A 26,996-nucleotide genomic window follows, 5' to 3' on the forward strand; every position below is an offset into this window, starting at 1 on the left:
TTGCCCTGCGGCGGCTGCTGGTCGGCACGGACAAGGACGCGCTCGCCGAGGTACTGGGCCGGCTCGCGCAGGAGGGAGTCACTCTTCCCGTCTCTGTAAGGGACTTGTTCGGTATCCCGGTCAGCGGTCCGGCAGCGCCGTCCCGACCGGGCCGCTCGGCGCCCGCACGGACTCCGGGCGAGGCGTCCACCCGTGTCGGGCCGCTCCCCGCCGTACCGGCCCAGAAAGCACCTGGTCCCCGCTTCAGTATCGTGCTGACCCCGGACAGTCGGCTGGACCTGACAGCGCTGACGATACGAACACTGCGTCCGAAGCGCGTACCGGCCGCTCCTCCGACGCCCAAGCCCATAACGGCCCGGTCCCTTCCCCCGGCTGCCCCCGCCAGGATTTCGCCACCGTCGGCCGACATGCTGGCGTGCCCGTCCGCGCTCTGTTCCGACCCTCCTCATACGCACCGAAAAGTCAACTTCATGGGTCAGATCAGGGTGGACGGACAGACGATCGGCACCCTCGCGGAGTTCTCCGGGAAGATCGTCACCGTCCTGCTGGAGGACAGGTGGTTCCGGGTTCTGCACGAAGGCCGTGAGATCGCGGCCGTGCCCCGGCGTCACCGGATCGAGATCGGCACGTACCACGGCAACCCGCGCTGAGTCGCCTCGAACTCCGCGTCGCACCATCACCCCGGCAGGAACTCGCTGGGCCGCCCGCTGTACGACACGTACAGCGCCTCCCGGGCCCGGGTGCAGGCGACGAAGAGAAGACAGCGTTCGGCCGCCAGGTCGGTGGCGTTCTGGAGGCCGTCCACGTCGGCGGGGGTGACGGCCGGAGGGAACGGGAAGGCGCTCGCGGTGGCCCCGGCGACGGCGACACACCGGTATTCCAGTCCCTTCATGCTGTGCAGCGTCGACACCCGCACCCCGACCGCGCTGTCCGGTTCGCCGTCGCGCACCCGGACCACGGGGACGCCGGCCGCGGTGAGCCGGTCGGCGAGCCTGCCCGTCAGGGTGTTGAAGCGGGCGCAGACGGCGATGTCCGACGGGGCGACTCCGGCCTCCGTCCAGCCGCGCACCTGCCGGACGACGGCGTCGGCCTCCTCGTTCTCCGACCCGTGCCCCTCGCACACCGGGTGGGCGCCGTGCAGCAGGGAGCGGTAGCCGGTGAGGGTGTCGTGGCCGTCACCGGTCAGGTCGGCGACGGGTTCGCTGTCGAGGAGGGAGCGGGACCAGCGCAGGATCTCCTCGGTGGATCGGTAGTTGACGCGCAGTCGTCCACTGCGGCCCGCGACGGCGATGCCGAGGGAGCGCAGGGAGACCCGGGCGTCGTAGATCCGCTGGTGGGGGTCGCCGGTGACGAACAGGTCGTCGGGGCCTTCCGGGACCAGCGCGCGCAGCAGCCGCCACTGCGCCGGGTGCAGGTCCTGCGCCTCGTCGACGACGACGTGGTCGTACGACGGGCCCGCACCGGGTTTGTCCCGCAACAGCCGGGCCGCCTCGGCGCAGACCTGGAGCCAGGTGTGCGACCGGGTGCGCGCCAGCTCCTCCTCGAAGAGGGTGACGGCCCGCCAGATCCGTCGCCGCTGGGCCCGCCCGAGCGCGCTGCCGCGTCCACGCCGCTCGCACGCGAGGTACTCCTCCTCGCCGCGCAGGTCCTGGGCGAGGATCACGTGCCGGTACTCCTGCGACAGGAACGCCTCGTTCCAGGGCAGGTCGAGACGGCGGAGGAGGCGCTGCCAGCGGATCCGCTCGTCCTTGTCGCCGAGCGCGCCACCGGGGTTGCCCCGCAGCTGCCGTACGGTGCGGTGGGCGACGGCGTCCACGGTGGTGACGTCGACGCGGGCGAGCAGTTCCTCGTCGTGGTCGAGCAGCAGCGCGAGGCTGCTGTACAGGGAGCGGGCCAGGGCGTTGGTGTAGGTGGTGAGGAGGATCCGCGTGTCCGGGGCCCGGTCCAGCAGGTGCTTGACGCGGTGCAGGGCGACGACCGTCTTGCCGGTGCCCGGTCCGCCGGTGATCTGGGCCGGGCCGGCGTAGGCGGGCCGGTAGGCGATGCGCCGCTGGGTGGGGTGGAGGAAGATCCGCCAGGCCGCGAAGGGCTTGGCCAGGATGTCGGCGAGTTCGTCGGCGCCGGTGACGAGCGCGATCCGGCTCCTGGTGCGGGTGACGGCGGCGGCCAGGTCGTCCCCGGTTCTGTCGTCCGCGGCCTCGGGCTCCTTCTGCCGCACGGCGACCAGTTCGCGGTAGATGTCGTTCGGGTCGAGGCCGTCGGCGAGCAGCCACAGCGCCTCGAACTGGTCCTCCGGCATCAGCGAGCCGAACGCCTCCAACTGCGCCTTGCTGGTGACGGTGCGGGCGGCGCGCAACGTGACGTCGTCGATGCCGAGGTGCCGCAGCACGGTGTCCGACCAGGGGGCGAACAGAAGCTGGGGAGCGGCGGCGGCCTCCTGCGCGAAGAGCGGGGTGATCTGCTCCATCGCGGTCAGGTCGCGCACCTCCAGGCAGCGGGTGACGCTGTTGACCGTGTAGAGCCGCCGCTTGGCCCAGGAGTAGGCCTTGTCATGGCTGACGACGTGCACGAAGACGAAGAGGTCGCTGCCGTCGTCGGGCGCGAGCAGCACGATCCGCAGTCCGTCGTCGACGCGTATCGTGCGCATCCGGGGATCGCGGGAGCTGACCACCGACTCCAGGTGCAGCCCCTTGTCCGCGTGCAGCTGCGCGACCGTCAGCTGCTGGAACTTGGCCATCGCCTTGTGGACGCGGGCGCGGGCCGGCCGGTCCAGCCGGTCGACGCCCTCCCAGAACGTGTTGGTGATCGCGATCTGCGGCATGCTCCCCACCCTCGTCGGCGTCGGCCTACGGTACTGCTGTTGACTGAGTTTACGAAAGAGATGATGATCGTCGCGCATGATGCCGCCCCTCACGTGGGCACCCTGAGTACGGGAGTGGAGCATGGCTCTGGAGTTGTCGGCCGATTCCTTCGGTCCGCCCGGTGATCCGCTGGACGAAGTGATGGCTCGGCTCCGGCCCGGCTTCGTGCCGAGCCCCGAGGACGTCAGTCTCCTTTTCGAGGCCGCCCGCACGGTTCAGCGCGCGTTCGAGGAGGTCGGGCGGGCGAACACCGTCCTGGACGAGGTCTCCGACCTCGGTGAGCAGATCGAGGCGGCGCTGGAGGACGGTCTGGGCCGACGGGCTCGGGCGGAGATTCCCGTCCTGCTCAGCGCTCTGCGCGCCCAGGCGGCGCGCGTCGAGCGGTCCGAAGCGGTGCGCGCGGTCGCCAACCGCATCCTCGGCAACGACGGCGGGGACGAGCCCGAGTCCCTCGATCCCGTCCCTGCCCTCACCTCCGACCTCCTGCCCCGGGTGCCCTCGGTCTACGACGACGAGGAGGAACCCGGCAGCAGTCTCGCCGACCTGTGGGAGCGCCAGGAGCGGCTCGAGCGGGTTCAGGACCGGGTCCGCCGGGAGCGCGTGGAGCGTGTCGCCGCCCACCTCGCCTCCCTCGCGGAGATGGTCGTCGACCGCTCCTTCACCGACCCCCGGTTCACCCGGGCGGCGCTGGACGAGATGGACCGCGCCTACGCCTTGTGGTGTGCGTGCCTTGACGAGGCCTGAAGGAAGACTTCGCGCTCCTTCACTTCACGCAGGCGGATCCTCGGCCTTCGGATCGCCGGCCTCGCCTTGCGGCGCCGTGGGCTGCTCCGGCCGCCCGCGGAAGGCGGCTCCCTTCGCGGTCCGCGATTCGACGCGATCCACGATGCGTTCGATGACGCGTTGGGGGTCCTTCCACTTCATCGCCAGCCGGTCGTGGTCCATTCCGTGTTCCGAGATGATGTCCCGCAGTTGTTCGAGGTCGAGTTCGCCCAGGCGCGAACGGAGCCCCGCCTCGCCGGACTCGGCGAACACCGTGAACGGCTCGATCACTCCCGGAGCTCGCCGGCTCCGCCTGGGGCGTTCGACCGGGCGGGGTGTGGTCTGCGGCTCGGGAGGGGCGAGGGCCTTGCCCAGCGCCCGGGCGAAACGTGGCGTGCGTGCGGCTTCGGACGCCACCACACCGAGGACGCGCGCAAGGGTCGCCGCGAGCTCCGGATCGGACGCACCGAGCTTGATCAGGGCTTCTTCGGCCTCCCTCGCCTGGGCGTACAGAGGGCTGTTGTCGTCGGGCCGAGTTTCGCTCTGCTCGGTCACGCCTTCTCCTCGACCAGCTCGATGAACTCCTGCGTCATGGCACGGAAAGCGTCGAATCCGCCCTGGTACCCATACTTCTGCCGCAGGGTACCGCGACCGACGAACTCCGCCGAACCGGCGATGTCGTTCTTCTCAGGGATGAAGGTCGACAGCACGACAGGGAGCTTCTTGTCCTTCTGAAGTTCCCTGACAGTGTTCCAGTGGACCGTCGAGTTCGCCTTGTACTTCGTGATGACGATGCCGATCTCGTTGATACTCTCCCCCAGACTGTCCGCGAAGGCCCGCACCCGCCGCTGGATCTGCGGAATTCCGTAGGTGGACAGCACGTCGGGAATGGTCGGGATGATGTAGCCCTCGGAGATGCGCAGACCGTTCAGCGTCACGATGCCGAGGTTGGGAGGACAGTCGACGAGCACGTAGTCGTAATCATCAATGATTTTGCGGATGGCCTTGCGCAGGAGATCAGTGGGGTTATTGGAGTAGAAGCGGCCGCTCGGCATGGACGCCAGGCGGTCCTGGACGTCGATGAGGTCCAGGGACGAAGGCAGAAGGTCCACCTGCGTCACCGCGTCCACCGACGAGACGTTGCGCTGGAGCGTCTTCTCCAGGGAGAACTCAGCCGGTTCGCCTTCGGGCCGGAGGGCATCCGTGAACAGGGTCGCCAGGGTGTGCCCCTCGTCGTTGAGTTCCTCCCACCTCTTCTCCCCAATCAGGACCGTGGTCAGGTTGGTCTGCGGGTCGAGGTCGACGACCAGGACCCGCTTGCCGAACTCCGCGGAGAGGAACTCCGCGAGACCCGCCGTGGTCGTGGTCTTCCCGACACCTCCCTTCAGATTGATGGTCGAGATGACGTGAGCTTTGGGAGCCATGAGTTTCTTCCTTTGTCTGAGGTAGCGCTGAATCCGACTCGCCCGGAAAACCGGACCGCTTCGCAGGTCCGCGACGGGATCGGGGAAGTGTTTGTCACGGGCGCGCCAATTCGCTACGACCGTCCGGCCGACCCCCGCCATCTCCGCCACTTCGAACAGTCCGACGAGTTGGTCCTCCGCCTCGGGCGTGCCTTCCATGACGCCTCCCCCGTGAGCGGCCTTCACGTTTGACCCGTCCAGCGTGAAGGCCGTTCACAATTACCGTCAATCCCCAAGTCCCCTGTATGGGAGCGCGGTTAAGTTCACGCGCCCCCCTTGAGCGCGGGTTCGTGCCGGGTGCACTCCGCCCAAACCGTCTTGCCACCCGGGTGATGGGGCTCGCAGCCCCACGCATCCGCGAGAGTCGCGACAAGGAGCAGGCCCCGGCCGGACTCCTCACCCGCGTCGGCGTCCGGGGCCGCGGGTACAGGCAGGCGGTCGCCCCGCGCATCGGTGACCTCGATCCGGAGGGCGGCGGACGTCAGGGTGAGGGCGAGGCGCGCGTTCCTGCCTCGCACCCGGCCGTGCCGGGCGGCGTTCGCGGTCAGTTCCGCGATGAGGAGGGACGCCGTGGCCTCGCTGTCGTCGTCGGTGCGGGGTCCAGACCGCTCCTGCTGTGCGGCGAGCCAGCGCTCGGCGGCACGGCGTGCGGTGTGCGCGCCGTGCGCCGTGGTGGGGAACAGGATGCGGAAGTGCCCTGTGACGACGATCGGTTCACCGGGTGCGGTGACGGTTTCCTGGTTCACCTCACCGAGGGTGACCGAGTCGTCCTACCGTGGAAAGCACTGCGGACGGTACGCAGGGTGACTGTCCCGGTACCCACGGTGTGGTGTACGGGTGCGATGCGGCCGGTTCGCCCTCATCCCTTCGACGTCGACGAGGGCGGCGCGGGGAGAGGGCTGACGCCGGGTTCGAAGTGGTCACGGATGTAGATGCGTGTGCGCTGTGACGTGTACTCGTGCACATACACGCTGACGCATTGCTTGTCGGACAAGCCATACTTCTCGGAGATGTCCTGCTCCTCCGTGACCTTGGGAGAGCCGGGACAGACGTAGCCGTAGCGCATGCCGTCCTTGAGCGTCTCGGGTTCCGGAAGTCCGAAGTGCGCGAAGTAGTGGGGTGCGGCGTCGGTCTGCGCGGAGGCCGGTTCCAGCCACTTCTTCTCCGGCGGGTACTGCTTCAGATAGGCCTCCGCCTCCGCCCTGGTCAGGGTGAAGGTGAGGATGCCCGTGTCGAAGCGGGAAGTGACCTTGTAGGCGGCCTGCGGAGACCGGGCCGTGGCCGGAATGCCGAGGTGCAGCTGCTCGCTCATCCACTCCGGTGTGATCCCCTCGGCCCACCGCACGTCCGCTGCCTCCTTGCCCAGGCGGTCACCGGGTCCGGCGTCGTCCGGTCCGTCGAGGAGCCGGCCCGCCGCGACCACGGCGCCCGACAGGACCAGCACACCCGCGGCCACGCCGGCGACGAGCCACGGGCGGCGACCACCGCCGCCTTCGGCGCCGCTCGCGTCTTCCTCGGGTGTCCGGAAAGGATTCACTTCGTTCACCGCCCGTCCGCCCTCCCCACCGGCATGCCGGTCGCACGGTCCTGCTGTTGTTCTCGGCCGGGGTTCAAGCGTCCGTCCCTGCTGTCGTCGGGACCCGGCAGCGGGTCGTCGTTCGGCTTCGAGGAGCCGAGGTCGTAGTGGTGGACGCTGCTGCTGCCCGCCATGTCGAATTCCTGGGCGAAACCTACCCGGTGCAGCTTGGCCATCTGCCCATCGGGGATCTCCAGCGGACCGATGTCGACGCCCTTGCCCTCGTCCCAGTTGTACCGGTCCCAGACGTTCACCTGGTAGTCGACGCCGATTCTGGGGTTGCCGTTCGCGTCCGGGACCGCGGTCACCACACCGGTGACGTTGGTGTTGGCTCCGCCCACCGCGTAGAACCAGTTGGTGTCGACCTCCTTCCCGAAGTAGAAGCTCTCGGGATGCTTCACCTCGACCGGGAAGGCGACCGGCTTCCCGCCGTTCTTCCTGAACTCGTCGAGCGCCTGCCTGCGCCAGTCGTCCTGGCTCAGCCTGACCGCCTCGTCGACGTACGCCTTGTAGGAGGGGACGTCCGCCAACATCTTGTCCACAGGCAGGTTCATGGGACTGCCGCTGTTTCCCAGGTAGTGGGCCATGTGGCGGGACGCGTCCGTCATACCCTGCCAGTCGGCCCCCTCCGTCAGCAGTTCCATCTTCTGCTTGGTGGCCCACTCGTCGAAGCCCGGCGACTCGGACCCGTGCTTCCCCGAGCCGGCGTCCGCCGCGATCTGCGGCATGGTGGGGCTCAGGATGCCTGCCGCCATCAGGTCGTCCTTCTGCGCCTGCCAGAGCCGTGCCCGTGCCTCGGGGCTCAGGGACTCCCACAGGCGCCGCAGTTCGGCCCGCTGCTCCGGGTTCGCGTCCCCGCCGAGCCCGGCCAGTTCCCTCGCGCGCGGCAACTGCTCCTCGTCCAGGGACGTGTACGTGGCGTGGCCCGCGTTGTGCGGGTCGCCGCCGTGACTCTTGCGCAGCGCGCGTACGGCCGCCGCGTCGACCTCGGCGGCGTGCCGGACGATCCCCGTGAGGGTGTCCGCATACCACTGCATGCGGTCCTTGGCTCGCTGGTCGGGGCCTTCAGGGGTGCACATCGCCTCCGTGACGCGGACCGTCCCGTCCGGGCCGTCGAGGACGAGGAGCCCCGGATCCGGCGGAGTCCGGCCCGGGTCCCCCTTACGCGCATCGTCCGTGAGGACCCGCGCCCGCCTCTGGCAATACGTCAGCTCGCCGTGTGCGTCGGTCAGGACGTTGGCTATGCTCTCGGCCTCCGCATGGAGATCCGCGAACTCCTTGGCCGTCTTGCGCACGAACTCCTTGGTCACGCCGGCGTTGACGCCCTTCCAGCGGGCTCCGTCCGACTTCTTCGTCAGGCCGTCCCGCACGTCGGTCGCGAGCTCGGCCAGTTCGCCGGCCATCGTCGCCCAGTCGGAAGCGGCCGTGCCCAGCTTGGCGAGGTCCAGGGCCATGAGGTCCGAGTACGAGAAACCACCCATGGCACCTCCTACTTGAAGTAGTCGTTCAGCACCGAGACGGGCAACGTCCCCGTACGGCTGCGGACCTCGGCGGCTATCTTGGCGTCCTCCCGTGCATACAGCTTCTTGCTGTAATCGAGGTGGTTGGAGATGTGAGCGCAGGCCTGCAGGACGTGCTTCACCTGCGAGGTCCAGACCTCGACGGTCGACTCCAGTTCCGAACCGAGCCCGAGATCGTGCCCCTTGAGCTCGGCGGCCGCCCGCATGGTGGACCCGGATCCGTTCTTGTCCGCGCCCACCCCGGCGATGTCCGCCCTCTTCTTCAGCTCGCCGTGGAGAACGAACGCCTCGTGGCCGACGGCCCCGAGATCGTCCTGGTGCACCACGAGGTCCAGGTCGCCGACGCCTCCCGGTCCGGTCTGGTTCAGCCGCATCCGGGCGGCCTGGCCCTCCGACGCCGCGGCCTTGGACCTCTCCCACTCTTCCCAGACCACTTCGCTCCCCCGTTTCCCGTCCTACCGCGGCGGGCTCCACCGCAGCCGCCGACCACCGCCCGCACAAACTTACCAACTCCCTTCGTCCGATCGGTGATTGGCTTTACCCCGCTTCTGACCTGCCCTGTCGCGCCGTGAGCCGACATCCGGCGGCATGACGTGCGGAGGCAACCCGTGAGAGCGGTCGGTTCACCAGGTGCGGTGACGGTTCCCTGGTTCACCCCACCAGGAGTGACGGAGTCGTCCTACCGTGAGGAGCACCGCGACGGTACGCAGGGTGACTGTCCCGGTGCGGACGGTGCGGTGTACGGGCGTACGGGCGTGACGTGGCCGTGCCGTCGCCGGTTCGTCCTCGGTACAAGGAAACAGGGTGGTGGTACGGCATGGCAGCACAGCCGGGTGCGGGGGTTCCCACGAGCGGCGAGGCGGACGGCACGGACGAGGTCGCGGACCTGTTTCGGGCGCTCGGCCGGCAGATCAAGGTGGCCCGGGAGCGGGCCGGACTGAGTCAGAAGGAGCTGGGCGACCGGCTCGGGTACGGGGAGGAGACGATCTCCTCGGTCGAGCGGGCACGGCGGACGCCCCAGCCGGAGCTGTTGGTCGCGGTGGACCGGTTGCTGGAGTGCGGGGGTCTGCTGGCCTCGGCGGCGGAGGATGTGGAGCGGGCGAAGACTCGGCGAAGGGTGCGGCATCCGGAGTGGTTCAAGGACTATGCGCGCTTGGAGCAGGAGGCGGTGGAGCTGCACGACTACAGCTCACTCGCCCTTCCCGGACTCCTGCAGACGGAGGCTCACGCGAACGTGGTGTTCCGGACGCGTCAGCCTTTCCTGGACGAGGCAACCGTCGAACAGCGCGTGGCCGCACGGCTGGACCGCCAGCAGATCTTCAACCGCTGGCCTCCGCCGTTCACGACCTTCACCATCGAGGAATCCGTCTTGCGTCGCCCGCTCGGCGGGTGGGACGTTCATCGTGAACAGTTGGAAGCCCTGCTGAGGTTCGGCAGGCTACGCAGCGTGGAGCTCCAGGTGCTGCCGATGGAGCGCAAGGAACACCCCAGTCTGGGCGGACCGTTCATCATGCTCACCCCGAAGGGAAAGCCGCAGGTGGCATACCTGGAGGTCCAGCACATCAGCCGACTGATCACAGATCCGGACGAGGTACGTATCCTTGCCGCACGCTACGGCAGCATCAGGGCACAGGCACTGACGCCAGAAGAGTCGCTGACCCTGATCAAGAAGATGCTGGGAGACCGATGAACACCGAACAGCCCGCACGGCTGAACTGGTTCAAGAGCAGCTACAGCAGCGGCGAAGGCGGCGCGTGCGTCGAGGTCGCCGCCGACGCGACCGCCATACACGTACGCGACTCCAAGGAACGCGGTGGCCCTCAGCTCGCATTCGCGCGGAGCGCATGGGCCGGGTTCGTCGCGGACCTCGGGCGGGACCGGACCTGACCGGCCTACCCGAGGTCACGCTGCTCAGGCCTCGTGACGCGGCCCCTCCCCCGGCGGCGGGTCCAGTACGGTCCGGTACTCGCCGCCGGTCGCCCGGGCCTGCGCCATGCGGTCGTAGACGTCGAGGATGAGGTCCTTGGTGCGGTAGGCACCGCTGTGGGCGGCCTCATCCTCGCGCTGGACCACCGGGAATGTCTCCATGACGTATTCGACGTCCGCGCGACTGACCCCGTAGAGGTGGAAGAGCGCCGCGTCCAGCTCTACGCGCAACAGTTCGCGGCGTTCGTCGTTCCAACGGAACGGGGCACCTGCGCAGTCGAGGTCTGCGGCAAAGCCGGCCATGTCCCAGCTGGTGTATGTCAGTTCCAGCACACGATCGATGAACCAGCGCACTCCGCCAGGTGCCTCATGGAAGACGGTGAGCCCCGGCACCGGCAGTTGATACAGATATCCGTACGTCAAGTGCGTGCCCGCGATCTTCTGACGGATCACGTAGTCAAAGACATACGACGACATGCAGGCCTGGAGCAGGGCAGCCGATTCTGCACTCTTCGGGAACACGAGCGGGTTGGTGTGCCCGACACCGTACGGCGGGAGCACTGTAGCCATGGTGGTGCGGGTATCGGTGGAACGGGCGATGTCCCGCCACCCCATCAACCACCCGTTCCACCACTCCCGGTCCGCCAGCCGCGTAGCAACCCCCGGCCACATGATCCGGTTGCCCTTCTTGTCCCGCTTCCCCGAGTCCACGTCGAACTCCGGCACCCAGTACCGGGGCAGTGGAGCGAAGTCGGGGTCGTCGTGCTGTTCCGGCGTCACACGCGGCAACGTGCCCATGTTGGCCTGCGCCTGGGTCTGACCCTCGTACGTGCCCAGGCGGTGGTCGAAGTGGTGGAGCATCTTCGCCTCGTACAGCGGGAGGTACCGCCGCTTGTCCCCCTCCTCGGGGCGGACGAACACATTGCCGGTGAGCCGCCAGCCCTCGCCCTCCAGCTCCTCCTTGCCGCGGAAAAGATGGGAGTCGTTAGACATGTCGAACATGCGCATGAACGTCAGGCCCCACGGATTGGTGCCGCCCCAGCCGTTCTCGTCCGGCTCCTTCATCAGGACCGGAACCCGGCGGTAGACGCCCAGGGTGATCTCGGCGTCCCGGCGGGTGCGGAACACCGGGAGCGTGCCCGTGTTGGGGTTGACCAGCAGGATCTCCTCCGGGGGCATGGCGAACCGCCGGCCGTCCAGGTCCTCCATGTACCGGGTGCCGAAGGCGAAGGACGCCTCATCGACCCGCGTGCCCACGCCGGTGGCGGTGAGCAGGGAGAAACGCACCCGGTGGTCCACGTCCCGGCTCAGGATGAACGCCTCGTTCTCGAAGTCCAGGAACGACGCGAGCCGTGCCGTGCGCACCAGGTCGGAGAAGAACGGCGCCGTCGTCGCGTCGGTGGCGATGCCCGTCGGCAGGACCAGACCCAGGCGCCCGGTCGGGGCGATCCCCAGGGAGGCCGCCTCGGCGAACACCGCGTACGTGTTGACGTCGCCCCGCCCGGCCAGCGGGAACCGGCCGGAGTCGCGCAGCAGATGGCTGACGCCCTCGGAGAGGCGGCGGGCGTCGATGAACTCGGTGTGCAGCGCGCGGTTCGTCTCCTCCTCGCTCTCGGCCAGCGCGTCGATCATGCGCTCGCGGGCCGCCTTGTTCGCGGCGTTCGCGATCTCCTCGTTCCGGGTCGCGAAGAACTCCTGCTCCTGGAGCTTGACCCGCTCCCACGGCGGATTCCCCAGCACACAGCTGAACCCGCCCTGCCACCCGGTGCGTTCGTCCACGCCCGGCGCGTCCAGGTCCGCCGGGACCCGGAACACCTCGGGGAACTCCAGGTGCCAGTGGAAGAAGTGGTACTCCTCCCGCAGCCGCTCCAGTTCCTCCAGCGTGCCGTCCGGCAGGCGCGCGCCGCCGTCCTCCGAGTGGAGCGCGAGCAGCGACTTGGTGGTGAGGGCGGGCGGCGTGGCGGTCTTCGTCTTCTTCCAGACGAACGCCGCGCACCACGCGTCCGCGAGCTCCAGAGCGCGGATGTAGTCGCGGGACGTGGTCAGTGCGCGGTACTCACGGGCCTGGCCCTGGACGTCCTCCAGATCCTGCGAGTCCGCACCGGTGATCAGGGAGAGCTTCTCGCCGAACTCGGCGTTGGAGCCCAGGACGAACGGCTCCTCGGCGAACAGCTCCCCCTGGCTCACCCCGCGCCGCAGCGCGGCCCGCCAGGCCGCGCGCTCCGACGCGTTCCGCTTCTTCAGGTCGGTGACGTGCTTGCGGTCGTCGCCCTCCAGCGGCTTGAACGCGTCGTCCGGCAGACCGCCGGCCAGCAGCTTCGGGGTCGTGCCGAGCAGGCCATTGCCGTGCTTGATGTGGGCGTCGAGGAAGGTGAGGGGCCGGCCCGGCTCCATCGCCTCGATCCACAGGGAGACCTTGGCCAGTTCGACGGCCATGCGGTTGAGGTCGACGCCGTAGACGCAGCGCGAGACGACGTCGCGCAGGGCGTGCCGTACATCCTCGGCGCTGGGCTCGGGGTCGTCCTTGCGGATCTCGGCGAGACGGCGGGCGATACGGCGGGCGGCGGCGACCAGGAAGTGGCCGGAGCCGCAGGCGGGGTCGCAGACCGTGAGGGCGAGCAGGGCGTCCTCGCGCTCCTTCGGCGTCGTACCGGAGCGGACCGCCCGGTCGATGACCGGGTCGAGCGTGGAGTCGAGGAGGCAGTCGATGAGCGGGGACGGGGTGTAGTAGGAGCCGGAGGTCTTGCGGTCGTTGCCGTCGAGCTTGGCGAGGACGTACGTGTCGCCCTCGTCCAGGCGCGGCTCCAGCTCCAGCAGGGACTCGTAGACCGAGCCGAGTTCGTCCGCGCCCAGGTGGCGGTAGTCGACCTTGCGGGGTCGGCCCAGCTTGGCGTCGTGGACGACCGACAGGGCGCGTACGGCCTCGTACAGGGCCTGGTTGGACAGGCTGAGCCCGTCCAGGATCTCGTCCGTCTCCGTCGGCTCGAAGAGGCCGCCGAGGGCGGGCAGGCCCAGTTCGGGGCGGCCGCCAGGGGTGCCGAGTCCCTTGACGACCAGGGTCAGGGCGTGCCACTGGTCGCCGTGGAGGGTGCCGACGCGGCGGGCGAGGCGGCGCAGGCGGGCCGTGGAGAAGTACTTTTCGTACGTGTCGCGGGCGGTGGCCGTCGCCTCGGGGTGCAGCAGCAGGTCGCGGTCCTCGGTGACGAAGAGGAACAGCAGGCGGTAGGCGAGGCGGAGCAGCGCCGGGTGGAGGTGGTCGCGGACGTTCTTGTCGCGGCTGCGCAGGGCGTCGCGCAGGGCCGCGTTGTCGGGGTGGGTGATGAGGCCGTTGCCGATGGCGACGAGGGCCTTCTCCACTCCCTTGCGGAGTTCCTTCAGGGCGCGGGTGCCGCTGTCGATGGCCTCGGTGCGCCACTTCTCCAGCGGGCAGGTCGCGGCCGGCTCGCCCTTGGCGCGGGGCTCGAAGCGGGTGCGGTGCAGCAGCCGCCACAGCAGCACGAAGTCGTCGGAGCGGTTGCCCTCGAAGATCGCCTGAAGGTCGAACTCGATGAACGCGGCGCCGGTGAGGGAGGCCGACTCGCGCAGCAGGCGCAGCTGGCGGCCGTTGGAGAGCACGCCCCACAGGGTGGAGTCCGCGGAGCGGTTGAGGTACTCCTGGATCATCGACTGCGGGATCTGCTTGGCCAGTTCCGGGGTGCGGTGGTCCAGGGGGACGTTCCAGCCGGTGAGGTGCACGGGGACGTGCGCCCACTGGTGGCTGACGTCGAAGTCCTTCTCCCCGTCGCGGGAGCGCAGGCCGGGTGCGGGCACGGGTGCGAGGGCGCCGAAGCCGAGCTGTTCGAAGAGGGGCAGCAGCCAGCGTTCGGTGGTCAGGCCGACCGCGTGCACGCCGGGATCGGCGTCGGCGCCGTCGCGGGCCAGCGCGTCCTGGTAGGCGGTCCACACGCCGCGCAGGTAGCCCCAGGAGCGCTCGGCGGCGTCGCGCACGGAGTCGCCCTTGGCGTACAGGCGGTAGTCGGCGGGCTTGGAGCCGGTCTGCTCCTTGCCCTCCTTGATCCGTACCAGGAGGTCGTACGGGAGCAGGCCGCCGACGGTGGCGACGGTGTCGGTGACGAGGGTCCTGGCGAGGCTCATGCGTCCGCTCCCTGGGGGATCGTCGGGGCCGGGAGGTAGTGGTAGACGCCGAGGACGTCCGGGTCGCCCTGCGGGACGACCTTCAGGCCCGCCAGGCGGGCCCGAGAGGCGGTGCGGACCCGGTGGTGCGAGGCCTCCAGCTTCTTGCCCAGGTCGGCGGAGTGAACGCGCAGTTCGGGCATGAGGACCGTGTGCAGGGCCGCCAGGATGTCGCTGATGTGCCCGGCGGCGAACTTCGGGTCGGTGTTCTGCGCGGCGCGGGCGTCCAGGAGCGCGAGCGCCTCGTCCTCCGGCAGCCACTGGGGCTCGGTGGCGCTGCCGCGGAAGGCGACCACGCGGGCGTCCTCGGCGAGCTGCTCGCGCACGGAGCCGTCGCGGGTGGGCAGGTGCAGCCGGAAGCGGTGGCGGACGAGCAGGAGCGTGGTACGGCGGTCGACCGCCTTGGTGCGGACGACGCCGCAGCGGCGGGCGGGGCGCTGCCACTGCGGGATCTTGTCGGCGTCGTCGAGGGCCGCGTCCAGGACGAAGCGGGCGGTGGCGGCGACCACCGGGTCGGTGCGGGTGAGGGCGGCCTCGCCGCGCGGGGCGCTGGGGGCGTCGTGGAAGACGACCGGGCGGGGGTGGCGGGGGCCGAGCGCCGCGGAGACGGCGTCGCGCAGGCCGAGCGGGAGGGCGTCGGTGTGAACGGTGAAGCCGCCCTGCTTCGTCGGGGCGGGCATGCCGCGCAGCGCCGTCAGGGCGCGGCGGGTGAAGTCGCGCACCTCCTCGACGGTGCCGAGCGCGGCGCGGACCTCGGCGACCTCGGCGGCCACCTCGTCCTTCTTGATGCGGTGCTGGGCGTAGCGGGAGCGGTTGCGCTTCTCGCGCTCGGCGGAGGACTGCCAGGCGATCTCCAGCTGCTCGGCGGCGGCCGCCTCCTCCTGCGGGAACAGGCCCTCCTGTTCGTAGGCCGCCTTCTCGCCGCGCAGGATCAGGCCCTCGAAGACGGCCTGCATGGCGCTCTCGGACTCCTGCGGCACGGGCACGGAGATGCCGGTGACGCGGCGGATCCGCTCGTGCTTGCGCAGCAGGACGTTCAGGACGATGCCGTCGACGGGGTTGTCGGCCCCGTACAGGGTGAGCGCCTTGACGACGTCGGTGCGCTGGCCGAAGCGGTCGACGCGGCCCTCGCGCTGCTCGTGCCGGGTGGGGTTCCAGGCGAGGTCGTAGTGGACGACGGCGTCGAAGGACTCCTGGAGGTTGACGCCCTCGGAGAGGCAGTCGGTGGCGACCAGGACGCGGCGCTCGGCCGGCGGGTTGCCGTCCTCGTCGGCACCGGTCAGCTCGGCGATGCGGGTGACGCGCTGGTCGGGCGAGAGTTCGCCGGTGACGGAGGCGACGGCGACCGGGTGCTCGGCGCCCTTCTTGTTGAGAGCCTTGGCGAGGTGCTTGGCGACGTAGTCGGCGGTCGCGATGTAGCGGCAGAAGACGATGGGGCGGTAGCCGTCGTCGAGGAGGTCGGTGACGGTGGCGATCAGCTTCTTGAGCTTGGTGTCGCGAGTCGGGCCTTCGAGCTTCCCGGCCGCCGTGGCCATGGCGATCAGGCGGGCCTTCTCCTCGTCGCCCTCCGCGGTGTCCTCGTGCTCGGAGGTGTCGTGCTCGGGAGTCGCGTCGGGGCCGTCGGCCGTCTCCGCGGCGGGCAGCCGTGCGCCGGGCACCGCGTCCGCTGACTCGGCTCCCTCGCTGTCGGCCGGGTCGGAGACGGTGCGCTCGCCGGTACGGTCGGCCTCCTCCGGGGAGTCGGCCTCCTCGACGCCGGCCCGGGTCTTCAGGGACTGCACGGCTGCGGCCGGGGAGGAGGACAGGGTGCGCAGCAGGGCGAGGGTGGACCACCAGCGCTGGCGCTGCTGGAGGGCGCCGTCGGCCGCGCGCACGGTCTCGCGGGCGTACGCCAGGACCTCGTCGAGGAGCTTCTTGTAGTCGCGGTGCAGGGTGTACGGGGACTCGGCGGTGTCCCGGGAGGAGGGGAAGTGCGCGCCGTCGCCGAAGTCGTCGCGGATGTCGGCGCGACGGCGCTGCACGAAGTACTCCGCGAGGAGCCGGCGGCCCGCCTCCGTGTCGAAGCTCACCGTGGCGAGGCGGTCGTCGAGCAGGCCGAGCAGGCGGCGGAAGGGCTCCTCCTTGCCGCTGTGCGGGGTGGCCGTGACCAGCAGGAGGTGGCGGTCCGCCCGGTCGGCGAGGGCGCGCAGCAGGGAGTACCGCTGCTGGGAGGTGCGCGCGGAGGCGCCGATCGCGGTGTCGGCGACGCAGGAGTGCGCCTCGTCGACGATCACCAGGTCGGGGCAGTTCTTCAGGAAGTCCTCGCGGTGGCGGGGGGACTTGATGAAGTCGGTGGAGACGACGTAGGCGCCGTCGGGGCGGAACACCGACTGGCCGTACGGCGTCTCGCGCAGCAGCCGGCCGATCGTGGACGGCAGCACGAGACGGGCGTCCACGCCGAACTTGCCGTGCAGCTCGGCCCGCCACTGCTCGGCCAGGGCCGGCGAGCACAGCACGACCAGGCCGCGGGCGTCGCCCTGGGCCAGCAGCTCGGCGGCGATCAGTCCGGCCTCCACCGTCTTGCCGATGCCGACGTCGTCGGCGATCAGCAGCCGGACGGTGTCCTGGCGCAGCGCCATCATCAGCGGCACCAGCTGGTACGGGCGGGGGTCCACGGCGATCGAGGCGAGCGAGCGGAAGGGGCCGGCGCCGGAGCGGAAGCCGATGCGCAGGGCGGTGCGCAGCAGCCCGGCGGCCTGCTGGTCGCCCAGGTCGGAGGGGGTGGGCGGGGCGAAGGTGGCGGGGACCACCTGCTCCAGTGCGGGCAGGATGCCCGCGACGTCGTCGTCGGCGCCGCCGAGCGGGCGCAGGACGAGGAGCTCCGCCGTGGAGTCCGGCAGCACGACCCATTCCCGGCCCCGGGCGTGGACGAGGGAGCCGACCGCGTACTGCTGCTGGGTCGGCTGGGCGGCGGTGGTCATGGGTGCCTTCCGGGGTCGGGGCGGGCGAAACTACGGTCGGGCCGGTGGGTGGGTGCCGGTCGCACGGGGACAGCGCGTGACGCGCCGTCCCCGTGCACGGAGGGTGGTGAGGTCCGCCGCAGGTCAGCGGCGGGCCTCGCCGAACACCGAAGGGTACTCGGCGACGGCCTTGGCCCAGTCGTCGTCGTACCGGATGCGAACGACCTCCCAGCCGATCTCCTTCAGCCGCTCGGCGGCCTCCTCGTCACGCAGGGCGGTCTCGGCGTGGTCGTGGTGCGGGCCGTCGACGAACACGGCGACCGGGCCGTAGCCGGTGTCGTAGACGAAGTCCGGCTTGGACAGGGCCTCGCTCACCTTCAGCTGCTGGCGCTGCGGCAGATGGTGGCCGTGGGCGCGGAGGTAGGCGATGAACCGCTCCTCCAGGGAGGAGTCGGCGCCCTCGATGAGCGCGTCGGCGTGCTCGTCGCGGGTGCGGCCGACGTGGCCGCCGCCGACCGCACCGTCCTTGAGCTCCATCAACAGGTCGCGGACCAGACGGCGGTCGATCGCCCGGTGATGGCGCTGGTTGCCGAAGGAGAGCAGGCAGTGGTAGCAGCCCTTCTCGCAGGGATCGCCGTTGCGCTTCTCGGCGCCCCGGTCGCGGCCCTCCTGGTCGTAGTGCGCGATCTCCAGGGCCCGGCGGGCGGCGCGGGCCAGCGCGTCGGGCTCGGCCTGCAGCCGGCGCAGCACACCCGCACCGCCCTCGGCGCTCTCGATGAACAGCAGCCGCTCGCGGGGGCCGTCGTGCGGCGGCAGCTCCCAGGTGTCCAGCTCGGAGTCCTCCAGCTGGAACTCGGCCTCGATGCCCCGCTCCAGCGCGTACTGGAGGGTGATCGCGGTGTCCCGGTCGACGGGGGCCGCGAGCTGGAGCACGAGGATGTTGCGGGTGTCCTGGACGTAGGGGATGACGGGGACCTTGCGCAGCGCCTTGTCCGCGTCGGCCAGGCCCTCCTGTTCCTCCGGGGTCTCCCGGCCGGCCGCGCCGGTGCCCTTGGCGCCCGTGGAGCCGGCCAGCCACTCCCCCGAGACCGGGTCGATCCAGAAGCCGATCTCGCCCTTGGCGACCGAGCGGCGGTAGCCGAGGTTGGTGAGCCGGACCGTGGCGCTGTCGCCGTAGGCGAGGTGCGCGAGGAGCGCGCCGGCCGCGGACTTGGCCTCGGCCCGCAGGGAGCCGTCCCGGCCGTCCTCGTGCTTCTTGAAACGGTAGGAGACCTCCACGGCGTAGCCGGTGCGCTGACGCTCCTCCTCGTCGGAGGAGATGCGGTCGCGGCGCTGGGTGAAGACCGTGTGCAGCTGCAGCAGGCCGGTGCGGGCGTCACCGAGCGTGCCCTGGCAGCCGGGGCAGGTGTCCTCGCGCTGGTCCTCGGGCGACAGGTAGCCGCAGCTCTGGCACACCTTGGCGCTGTCGGTGGTCAGCTCGCCGGAGGTGTCCGGCGGCAGCTGGACCCGGTTCACCTTGAAGCGGCTGCCCTCGTGGTAGATGAGCGCGCCGGGGCCGAACTCGCGGATCGCGATGAACCGGGACCGCTGGAGGTAGTCGCCGTCGTAGCCGCGGCTGGTGCGGCCGGTGCCGGGGATGTACGCGGCCAGCGGCAGCCGGGGGAAGGAGTAGCCGGGCAGGAAGCCCTCGGAAGCGAAGTAGCGGTACGGGTAGAAGTCGGACAGCACCGTGCGCTCGCCGCCCTGCCGGTTCTCCAGGAGCGCTATCTGGTTCTCCGCCTGGGCGCGGCGGCGTACGGCCTGCTGCTGGGAGCGGCCGGTCGCCGTACGGTTGCGGATGTTGTCGTGCTGGAGCTCCCGCTCCTCCAGCGCCTTCCGGTAGAGGGTGCGCCAGCGGCCGCAGGCCAGGTCGAAGGCGCCCGGAGCGTTGCTGACGGTGTCCTCCAGCCACTGCTCGTGCCACCACGAGGTGTCCCGCAGGGTGTCGGCGCAGCCGGCGAGGACGGTACGGGCACGGGCCAGGGCCCGGGCCTGCGCCCTCTTGTTGGCGATCTGCTCGCGCACCTCGGGCAGCAGGGCCAGGGAGGGGGCCTTTCCGTCCGCGTCGATGATCTTCGTCATGGAGCGGCCCAGTTCCAGGCCGGTCTCGGCGAGCCAGACGGCGTGCACGTGCGAGGCGAGCAGGTCCTCGTTGGCCAGGTCCAGGCGCGGCGGGGCGACGGTGCCGGCGACCATCTGGTCGGAGCGGGTGAAGTAGTACTGGTCGTGGCTGTTGCCGGTGGCGCAGTACGTGGTGACCAGCGCGGGCTGACCGGAGCGGCCCGCACGGCCGGAACGCTGGGCGTAGTTGGCGGGGGTCGGCGGGACGTTGCGCAGGTTGACCGAGTTGAGGCTGGCGATGTCGACGCCCAGCTCCATCGTCGGCGAGCAGTACAGCAGGGGCAGCGGTTCCCCCTTGCTGAACAGGCGCTCCCGCTCCTCGCGGATGTCGGGGTGGACCTGGGCGGTGTGCTCGGCCGCGTGCAGGCCGGCGAAGGTGCCGGCGACCTCCTTGTAGAGCCCCTTGAAGAAGGCGTTGACGCGGGGCCCCCGCCCGGTGCGGTAGGTGCGGCGCAGCCGGTCCACCGTGCCGTGGTCGTCGTCGCGGGCGTGCCAGCGGATCACGGTGTGGTTGATCCGGTAACCGGGGTCCTCGTTCCGGCCCTGGGTGACGCGGGTGAGGACACCGCCGTCGGCGAGGACGTCGAGCAGGTCGGTGATGACGTCCTGGGCGTCGGCGAGGGAAAGGTCGTGCCGCCAGTCGGGGAAGGTCCCCGGCTTGCGTACGAAGCGGCCGAAGGCGCCCCGGCCGGTGAGGTTCTTCTCGCTGCGGCTGCGGCCCGGCCGCCCCGCACGCGGCAGGGCGACGGTCGGCGCGGGGGGAGCGGCCTCCGTGTCGGCGATCCCCCAGGCGTCGTTCAGCTTCGCCGACTCCTTGCGCAGCTCGTTGAACTTGGCCTCGGTGAAGTACGGCGTGTCGACGGCCCGCTGGCGGCGCAGTTCGTCCATGAGGACCCGGGCGAGGTCGAGGCGGGTGGTGGGAGTGGCGGTGCGCAGCGGGCCCGCGGCCCGCTGCCAGCGCTCCTCGTCCTCGGCGATCTCGTCGAGGCCGGCGTACTCCAGGCCGAGCAGACCGGTCTGCTCCAGGTTGGGCATGGTGACCCGCCAGCCGCGCTCCAGGTCCAGGAAGAGCCGGTACTCGGCGATCTGGGCCAACGCGTCCTTGGTCTCCTCGGCGAGCGCCGTCACCTCGGTGGGGTTGTTGGCGTACTCGTGCGGGGCCAGCCCCATGGCCTCGACGACCTCCTCGCCGAGCCGCTTCCAGCGCAGCCCCTTCCTGCCCGCCTCCAGCATCGCGCGGTACAGCGCACCGCGCAGCTGGGTGACCATCACGAAGTCGTTGAAGTGACCGGACTGCAGGCTGGCGTCCTGCCGGTTGTCGACGAAGGTGAGCAACTTGCGTGCGTCCTTGCCGAGTTCCTTCGCAGGAAGGCCCTTGAGGTGACGCACGATGGAGGCGCTGACGACGGACGTGGCCGTGGAGCGGCCCTCCTGGTCGAGCGTCATCAGCTTGGCGAAGTCGCGCTCCCGCACCTCCTCGTAGCTGACCCCGCACTCCAGGCAGAACAGGAACGGAGCGGGCAGATAGGCCGCGTACAGGCCGTCCTTGTGGTCCTTGTCCACGGTTTCGCCGTCGGGTCGCACCCACACCGGCTGGGGCGCGCGCTTCCTGCGGCTCGCGGTGAGGACGGTCGTCGCCTTCTTCGGATCGAGGGTGAGCCAGCTGTCGGGGAACCGGCGCTGCTCGACGGCGTCGCCCAGATGCTCGGGCCAGGGGTTGGTGGCGGAGACGTAGAGGTACCCCTGGTCGTCGTCCTCGTCCTCACGGGTGCGGAAGGCCACCGTGCCGTCGTCGCGCTGGTCCCGGGCCACGGTCAGGTACTCCTGGCCGCATTCGCGGCAGAAGGAGAGCGGGAGAAGCAGCTTCTCCGGCTGCCCGGGCACCCGCTGCTGGTAGGTGCGGGTGATGTAGCGGCTCTCGGCCGGCTCCAGGGAGACGTACGCCGAACCGCCCTTGGACAGGAACTGGTGCAGCCGGAAGGCGAACAGGGGCCGGTCGGTCTCCGGGTCACGGGCCTGCGAACCGGCCTGCAGGGTGGCGCGGATGGCGTTCACGCAGGCGGTGTACGGCTCGTCGTCGGGCGCCTCCTTCGGGATGTCGAAGGCCTTCTCCCGCAGGGCGCGCGCGGCGATCTCCATGGTGACGGGATCGGCGCGGACCAGCAGTTCCGTACCGTCCTCGTCGGCGACCTTGGTAAGCCCGAACGTGGTCTCGATCCAGCGGGCCAGCGGGTCGGCGGCGAGCGCCGCGTACTCCTGCGGAGGATCGTTCTCCCGTATCCGGGCGGCGAGTTCGGCGGAGGTGGGAATGGCGTCCCCGGTCGCCCGGACCAGGGTCTCGCCCACCACCCGCTCCGGGAGGATCTCCGTGTCGAACAGCGTGGAGGCGACATCGGCGACGGCACGGCGGCGGGCGGCCGGGGTGCCGTCGGTGGCCATGGTCGCGGAGGTGCCGACGCACTGCAGATCGGGCGACTCGCACGCCTCACGCACGCGCCGCACCAGCACGGCGACGTCGGCGCCCTGCCGGCCACGGTAGGTGTGCAACTCGTCGAGGACGAGGAAGCACAGGCCCTTGGCCCGGCCGATGAGGCGCTTGCGCTCCTCGGGCCGGGTGAGCATCAGTTCCAGCATCACGTAGTTGGTGAGCAGGATGTCCGGCGGGTTGTCGAGCACCGCGTCCTTGTCGGCCTGCTTCTCCTGGCCGGTGTAACGGGCGTACGTGACCGGCTCCTCGCCTTCGCGGTAGCCGGCGGTGAGGAACTTCTTCAGCTCTCCCATCTGGCTGTTGGCCAGGGCGTTCATCGGGTAGACGATGATCGCCTTGATGCCGGGGGGCGCTCCGGCGGCCTTCTCCCGCAGCACCCGGTCGACGATGGGCACGATGTAGCCGAGGCTCTTGCCGGAGCCGGTGCCGGTGGTGAGGACGTAGGACTGCCGGGAGGCGGCTGCCTCGATGGCGTCGCGCTGGTGGCGGTGGAAGGTGATGGGGCGGACGGTCGCGTCCGGCTTGTCCTTGCCGACACGGAAGATGCGCTTGCACTCGGGATGCAGGAGGCCCAGGTCGTCGACGAGGTGGTCGACGGTGCCGCCGCGCTCGAAGCTCGGGTTCAGTGAGAGCCAGGGATCAGGCCACTGGTCTCCGTCGGCAAGGGATTTGGAGACCTTCTCGCCGATGCGCGGATCGTCGATCACCACCGATCCGGACGTGTACTCCTTGTAGTCCTGGATGAGTCGGCGGTGCACCCCGAAGACGTCCACGTGATCCTCACTTGTTCCCGACGCGATCCACACGTCACCGTAGTGGGTGGAGACACCAGTGGTATCGCCCCTCCCCCGACCATTAGAACAGTGTCACGTGAACACAGTCAACGCACACGACCTTCCCGATTGATGCGCCGTGCGCGCCGTCGTGCCACACTCTCCCCTGACGACCGCCCGGGGCGCGGCGCCACGGGCACGGAGGGGACGGGGCCACAGCGCGGATGAACACGGGATCGCTGATCGCCGGCAGGTACCGGATCAAGAACCTCATCGGCCGGGGCGGCATGGGCGTCGTCTGGCTCGCGCACGACGAGAACCTCGGCCGCGACGTGGCGCTGAAGACCATGAGCGCCGCCCTTGGTCTCACCGAGGAACAACGCGCCCGCGACGCCGAACGGTTCCGCCGTGAGGCGCAGGCCGTCGCCCGGCTCGACCACCCCGGGCTGGCGACCGTCTACGACCTCGGCGAGGAGAACGGTACGCGTTTCCTCGTGATGCAGTACGTGATCGGGCTCTCGCTCCGCGACCGGGTCGTCGAGGAGGGCCCGCTCTCGATCGAGGAGACCGCCTCGATCGGCGTGCAGATCGCCTCCGTCCTGGGCACCGTGCACGCCCGGGACGTCGTGCACCGGGACCTCAAGGGCAGCAACGTCGTCATCCGCACGGACGGGGTGGTGAAGGTCCTGGACTTCGGTGTCGCCGCCTTCCTCGATCCCGAGACGACATCGCTCACCACGACCGGCGAGCGCCCCGGGAGCCTGGAATGCATGGCGCCGGAGCAGATCCGGGGCAAGCCGGTCGACGCGCGCACGGACCTGTACGCGCTCGGCTGTCTGCTCTACGCGATGCTGACGGGCGAGCCCGTCTTCGCCCACGACTCCGAACTCATGCTGCCCGGCATGATCCTGGAGAAGCCGCCCGCGCCACCCCGGGAACTGCGCCGCGGAATCCCCACCGCGCTGGAGGAACTCGTGCTCCAGCTGCTGGCCAAGGAGCCCGACGAGCGCCCCGTGCACGCGGGTGAGGTGTGGCAGCGTCTCTCCGCATGGCTGCCCGCACGCCGGGCGCCCGAAGAGGCGCTGGTGCCGTGGGCGGAGGTGGACCCGCTGCGACCCTTCACCCACCCGATGGGTCCGGACGCGCGACCGGTGCGGGCCTGGGCCCGGGGGGCCGGCCGGCGAGGGCGTGGTCCGGGCCGCTGACCGCACGTGGCAACCACCCGGACCGCACACTCCCGCCGACCTTGTTCCCTTCGGAATCAGAATCCGAACAGCGTCAACTGTTCCTGCTCGTCGGCGTGTTCGGAATGCTCCGGTTCGAGGGCGAGACCCGCTGCCGCCGTCGTGGCCGGATCGGGATCTGCCACGGCGTCCGTCGCACCCTCCTCCTCCGGCGGGACCGCCGGAACCTGTGCGCCTTCCATCAGGGTTTCCACGCCGCTCACCGGATCGGCTTCCCCCTCGGGCCGCGTCGGCAGCACGTACTGCTGCCCCAGGCCCGCCAGGTGCAGCGGCAGCGGCAGGGCGAGCGCCTGCGGGTAGTCGGGGGGCTGGCGCAGCAAATGGGCGGCGAGGGCGAGGGCCTGCGGGTCGTCCCCGTCGTCGGTGTGGCAGCCGAGGACGGCCAGTTCGACGAGGGCGGGCATCCAGCCCACCACCCCCGTGTCGATGGTCGGCTCCCCCTTGCGCTTGCCCATCCGGAGCGGACGCGGCGCCAGTTTGTCCGCCTCCACCGCCGAGGAACTGAACTGCACGGGCTTGGGAGTCGTGCTGTAGAAGACCCGGCCCACTGCTCCCTCGTCCTCCGGGATCCACAGGTGCGGTGCGATGCCGTTGGGCCCGTCTTTGGGGTTCACCCCCCACCACTGGGCGGTCTCGCGGCCCTTCCCCGTGCGCACCCGCACCAGTCGCAGGTTCGGAGCGAGCCGCCGCGGTTCGGCGTGCCCGTCGCGGATGCGGTCCCGCTCCGTACGGCCGTCCTGCAGCCAGGTCCAGTGCGACCGGGCGTTCTGCGCGTCGACCAGGAGCATCGTGGGGTGGCGGCGCAGCGACGCACGGACCTTCTGCAGCCACTCCTCCGCGGTCCGCCGCTGCTCCTCACGATCGGCACGCCAGCTGCGGCGGCGTCCGGCGGGCACCGCCTCGCCGTCCGCCCGCGGCGCCGGCACGGAGGGCCGTACCTCGGCGAGGCGGGTGAGCCCGAGCAGCATGACCGGGTACGGCACCCACGCCCCGGCGCCGTCGTCGGCGTCCGGGTCCCACCCCTGGACCCGTGCCAGACCGCTGCCGGGGGCCTGCGGGGTGACCAGGACGGCGACCGGGACGTCGGCGGCCCAGCGGTTGCGTGCGGTGTGGTTCTTGCGGACCATCCAGACCGCGGCGTACCGCATTCCCTGCGGAACACCCTGCTCGATGCCGTGCTCGGGGTGGACCCGGGCGCCCAGCTGCCGCAGTCCGTCGTCCCAGGCCATCAGGGCCCGGTGGTCCATGCTGCCCAGGGAGTTGTATCCCTTGGTCTTCTTGGGGAGCGCCACGAACTGTGTGACGAAGCCGGCGTCGGCGCAGCCGAGCCGCAGGGCGAACTTGGGGTCGTGGTCCCGGGAGGTGAAATCGGCGGGGCGGTCGATCTCCACCAGGGCCAGTGCGGGCGCTTCCCCGGTCCGGTCGCCGGTCAGCCACGCCGCCGTCTCGGTCCGCCGCTCCCCCACGGCCGCGGCGACCGCTTCCCGGGTGCGCCGTACGCCCTCAGGGATGCCGAGGCCCGCCGTCAGGGCACGGCCGGTGCCGTCGTCCTGGCGCACGACGGGCCGCAGGCACCGCACGCGGACGGTGAGCTCCGGCGCCTGCCACTCGTGCACCACCGGACGGCCCGGGTCGGCGGCGTCGTACTCCTGCTCGGTGAAGGAACCGCCGTCGCCCTTGAGGCCGAGCCGCGTGGCGAGCGCCCCGAGGGCCGCGTCCCGCATCTCGGCCGACTGCCACAGCAACCGTGCTTCCAGTACCGGCCGGCCGTCCTCGGTCCGCGGAGCGTCGAGTTCCCCGACGGCGAAGGCCACCGCCGCCCGCCGCTCGGCACAGCGACGGGCATCCTCCTCTTCCCGTGCCGCCTTGGGGACACTGGAGGGCGGGGCGTTGAGCGGTTTGGCCGCGGCGAGCACGGTGTGCGTGAGGTCCGGTGCCGTGCGCAGTTCGGCGGGAAGGGCCGCCTGCGCCCAGGCCGTCAGCTCCGAGCACTGGTTCGGCATCAAACCGGCCTTGACCTCGTGGCCGCCCATCGCGGTGCGGTACACGATCCCGGCCCGTGCGTCGCGCCGCAGCCACTCCTCCGGGTCCGTCAGGATCGCGTCGGCGTCGGGGAACGGTTCGCCGAGGGAGACGTCCTGGAGGAGCCCGGCCGGGCCGCCGAAGGCCCAGCCGTCGGCGAAATCGCCCCGTTCCTTGTCCCAGCGCCGCTCCAACTGGGCGACGGCGTACCGCTCGCTGAGGGGCACCCCGGGCAGTACCGGCACCCGGGGGCGCAGCAGCACCGTGGTGCGGCTTCCGTACGGCAGCCGCACCCGTCCCGTCGCGGGTGACGTGCGCGTCGCCCAGCGGCGGACGGACCAGTGGAGATGGAAACGGGGCAGAGGGTCGAACGGCACGGTGTGCAGGGTGATGTTGAGGACGACGGAGAACCACCAGGTGCCCTTGCCGGGCGACGGCTCGTACGGCAGGGGCTGCGAGACCAGCTCCGCGCCCTGGTCCCTGGGGCCGCGCGGCATGGCACGGAAGTGCAGTTGCCCGCCCTCGTACGGGTACGGTCCCAGGGCCAGGACGCGGCGGGCCAGCCAATCCGTGGTGAGGGTGAACTGGTGGGAGGCGGGCGCGGCGGTGCCGCCCCGGGTGCGGCCGCAGGCCAGCAGTTCGCGTGCGACGGGTTCCCACTCGGGCGGGTGCTCGGCGAGCTGGGCGCGGACGTCCTTGAGCAGGGCCCGGTGTTCCGGTTCGGGCCGCAGCTCGCGCAGCCAGCGGTTGAGCAGCGGGGTGAGGACCTGCGGGGGCAGCGGGTCGGGGGTGTCCGCCGCGACGTACAGCCAGCGCTCCGGTTCCTCTCCCCGCTCGTGGAAGGGCGGCCGGGGCAGCACGAGGACGTCCGGGGCGAAGGCCTGCAGGACCTGCTCGAGACGGCGGGTAGGCACGGTCCGGTACGGCTCCGCCTGGGGGTCACGACCGGCGTTGCACAGGGCGAGGATCGCGTCCCGCCACTGTTCGGGGAAGGGGAGGGCGCGGTAGCGCGCGGTGAGGGTGGTGAGGGGGGCGGCCGGGAGCCAGGCGGCGGTGCGGACGGTGCGGTAGTTCACGGGCATGGCGGAA

16 protein-coding genes are annotated in these 26,996 nt (G+C 70.8%); 5 read left to right on the plus strand and 11 right to left on the minus strand.

The window, feature by feature from the left end; genetic code table 11:
* Positions 1-470 precede the first annotated feature (470 nt).
* Complete coding sequence (locus tag IH50_RS0128015) at positions 471-650, plus strand: hypothetical protein (RefSeq protein WP_030868124.1); 180 nt, start codon at positions 471-473, stop codon at positions 648-650.
* Positions 651-676: 26 nt separating this feature from the next.
* Here the strand turns inward: IH50_RS0128015 and IH50_RS0128020 are convergent, their stop codons facing one another.
* On the minus strand, positions 677-2,821 hold the full coding sequence (locus IH50_RS0128020; RefSeq protein WP_030868127.1) for a UvrD-helicase domain-containing protein: 2,145 nt from the start codon (positions 2,819-2,821) through the stop codon (positions 677-679).
* A gap of 121 nt (positions 2,822-2,942) precedes the next feature.
* Here IH50_RS0128020 and IH50_RS0128025 point away from each other — a divergent pair, with 121 nt between their 5' ends.
* Positions 2,943-3,605: a hypothetical protein gene (locus tag IH50_RS0128025; protein WP_030868130.1), complete on the plus strand. Its 663-nt coding sequence runs from the start codon at positions 2,943-2,945 to the stop codon at positions 3,603-3,605.
* A 24-nt stretch (positions 3,606-3,629) separates the two neighbouring features.
* Here the strand turns inward: IH50_RS0128025 and IH50_RS0128030 are convergent, their stop codons facing one another.
* The 6 genes from IH50_RS0128030 to IH50_RS0128055 form a co-directional block, all read right to left on the minus strand.
* Complete coding sequence (locus IH50_RS0128030) at positions 3,630-4,178, minus strand: hypothetical protein (RefSeq protein WP_030868133.1); 549 nt, start codon at positions 4,176-4,178, stop codon at positions 3,630-3,632.
* Positions 4,175-5,245, minus strand: coding sequence for a ParA family protein (locus IH50_RS0128035; RefSeq protein ID WP_199822143.1), 1,071 nt, complete (start codon positions 5,243-5,245; stop codon positions 4,175-4,177). The genes IH50_RS0128030 and IH50_RS0128035 overlap by 4 nt, the downstream gene beginning before the upstream one ends.
* A 104-nt stretch (positions 5,246-5,349) precedes the next feature.
* Positions 5,350-5,832: an ATP-binding protein gene (locus IH50_RS0128040; RefSeq protein ID WP_030868140.1), complete on the minus strand. Its 483-nt coding sequence runs from the start codon at positions 5,830-5,832 to the stop codon at positions 5,350-5,352.
* A gap of 113 nt (positions 5,833-5,945) precedes the next feature.
* Positions 5,946-6,632 (minus strand): hypothetical protein, encoded by a 687-nt coding sequence (locus IH50_RS0128045; protein WP_030868142.1) that lies wholly within the window; start codon positions 6,630-6,632, stop codon positions 5,946-5,948.
* Entirely contained in the window at positions 6,629-8,143 is a 1,515-nt protein-coding gene (locus tag IH50_RS0128050) for a hypothetical protein (RefSeq protein ID WP_030868144.1), read from the minus strand. Before IH50_RS0128050 ends, IH50_RS0128045 begins: the two co-directional genes overlap by 4 nt.
* An 8-nt stretch (positions 8,144-8,151) precedes the next feature.
* The gene (locus tag IH50_RS0128055) at positions 8,152-8,616 is read right to left on the minus strand and encodes a hypothetical protein (protein ID WP_030868148.1); all 465 of its coding nucleotides are present in this window, start codon (positions 8,614-8,616) and stop codon (positions 8,152-8,154) included.
* Positions 8,617-8,999: 383 nt separating this feature from the next.
* Here IH50_RS0128055 and IH50_RS0128060 point away from each other — a divergent pair, with 383 nt between their 5' ends.
* The gene (locus IH50_RS0128060) at positions 9,000-9,872 is read left to right on the plus strand and encodes a helix-turn-helix domain-containing protein (protein WP_030868151.1); all 873 of its coding nucleotides are present in this window, start codon (positions 9,000-9,002) and stop codon (positions 9,870-9,872) included.
* The gene (locus IH50_RS0128065; RefSeq protein WP_030868152.1) at positions 9,869-10,069 is read left to right on the plus strand and encodes a DUF397 domain-containing protein; all 201 of its coding nucleotides are present in this window, start codon (positions 9,869-9,871) and stop codon (positions 10,067-10,069) included. Before IH50_RS0128060 ends, IH50_RS0128065 begins: the two co-directional genes overlap by 4 nt.
* Before the next feature lie 24 nt (positions 10,070-10,093).
* Here IH50_RS0128065 and IH50_RS0128070 read toward each other — a convergent pair whose 3' ends face one another.
* The 3 genes from IH50_RS0128070 to IH50_RS0128080 form a co-directional block, all read right to left on the minus strand.
* Positions 10,094-14,242: an Eco57I restriction-modification methylase domain-containing protein gene (locus IH50_RS0128070; protein ID WP_030868154.1), complete on the minus strand. Its 4,149-nt coding sequence runs from the start codon at positions 14,240-14,242 to the stop codon at positions 10,094-10,096.
* Positions 14,239-17,241, minus strand: a complete 3,003-nt coding sequence (locus tag IH50_RS0128075; protein WP_030868157.1) for a helicase-related protein — start codon at positions 17,239-17,241, stop codon at positions 14,239-14,241. The genes IH50_RS0128070 and IH50_RS0128075 overlap by 4 nt, the downstream gene beginning before the upstream one ends.
* A gap of 123 nt (positions 17,242-17,364) precedes the next feature.
* Positions 17,365-22,641 carry a DEAD/DEAH box helicase gene (locus IH50_RS0128080; RefSeq protein ID WP_030868160.1) on the minus strand — a complete coding sequence of 1,759 codons (5,277 nt, stop codon included), beginning with the start codon at positions 22,639-22,641 and terminating at the stop codon, positions 17,365-17,367.
* A 224-nt stretch (positions 22,642-22,865) separates the two neighbouring features.
* Here IH50_RS0128080 and IH50_RS0128085 point away from each other — a divergent pair, with 224 nt between their 5' ends.
* The gene (locus IH50_RS0128085) at positions 22,866-23,846 is read left to right on the plus strand and encodes a serine/threonine-protein kinase (RefSeq protein ID WP_030868165.1); all 981 of its coding nucleotides are present in this window, start codon (positions 22,866-22,868) and stop codon (positions 23,844-23,846) included.
* 56 nt (positions 23,847-23,902) lie between these two features.
* Here the strand turns inward: IH50_RS0128085 and IH50_RS0128090 are convergent, their stop codons facing one another.
* Positions 23,903-26,989 (minus strand): pPIWI_RE module domain-containing protein, encoded by a 3,087-nt coding sequence (locus IH50_RS0128090; RefSeq protein ID WP_030868167.1) that lies wholly within the window; start codon positions 26,987-26,989, stop codon positions 23,903-23,905.
* Positions 26,990-26,996: the final 7 nt, after the last annotated feature.

It is taken from the genome of Streptomyces sp. NRRL S-37, from assembly GCF_000721605.1.
In the GTDB taxonomy this organism is placed as follows: Bacteria; Actinomycetota; Actinomycetes; order Streptomycetales; family Streptomycetaceae; genus Streptomyces.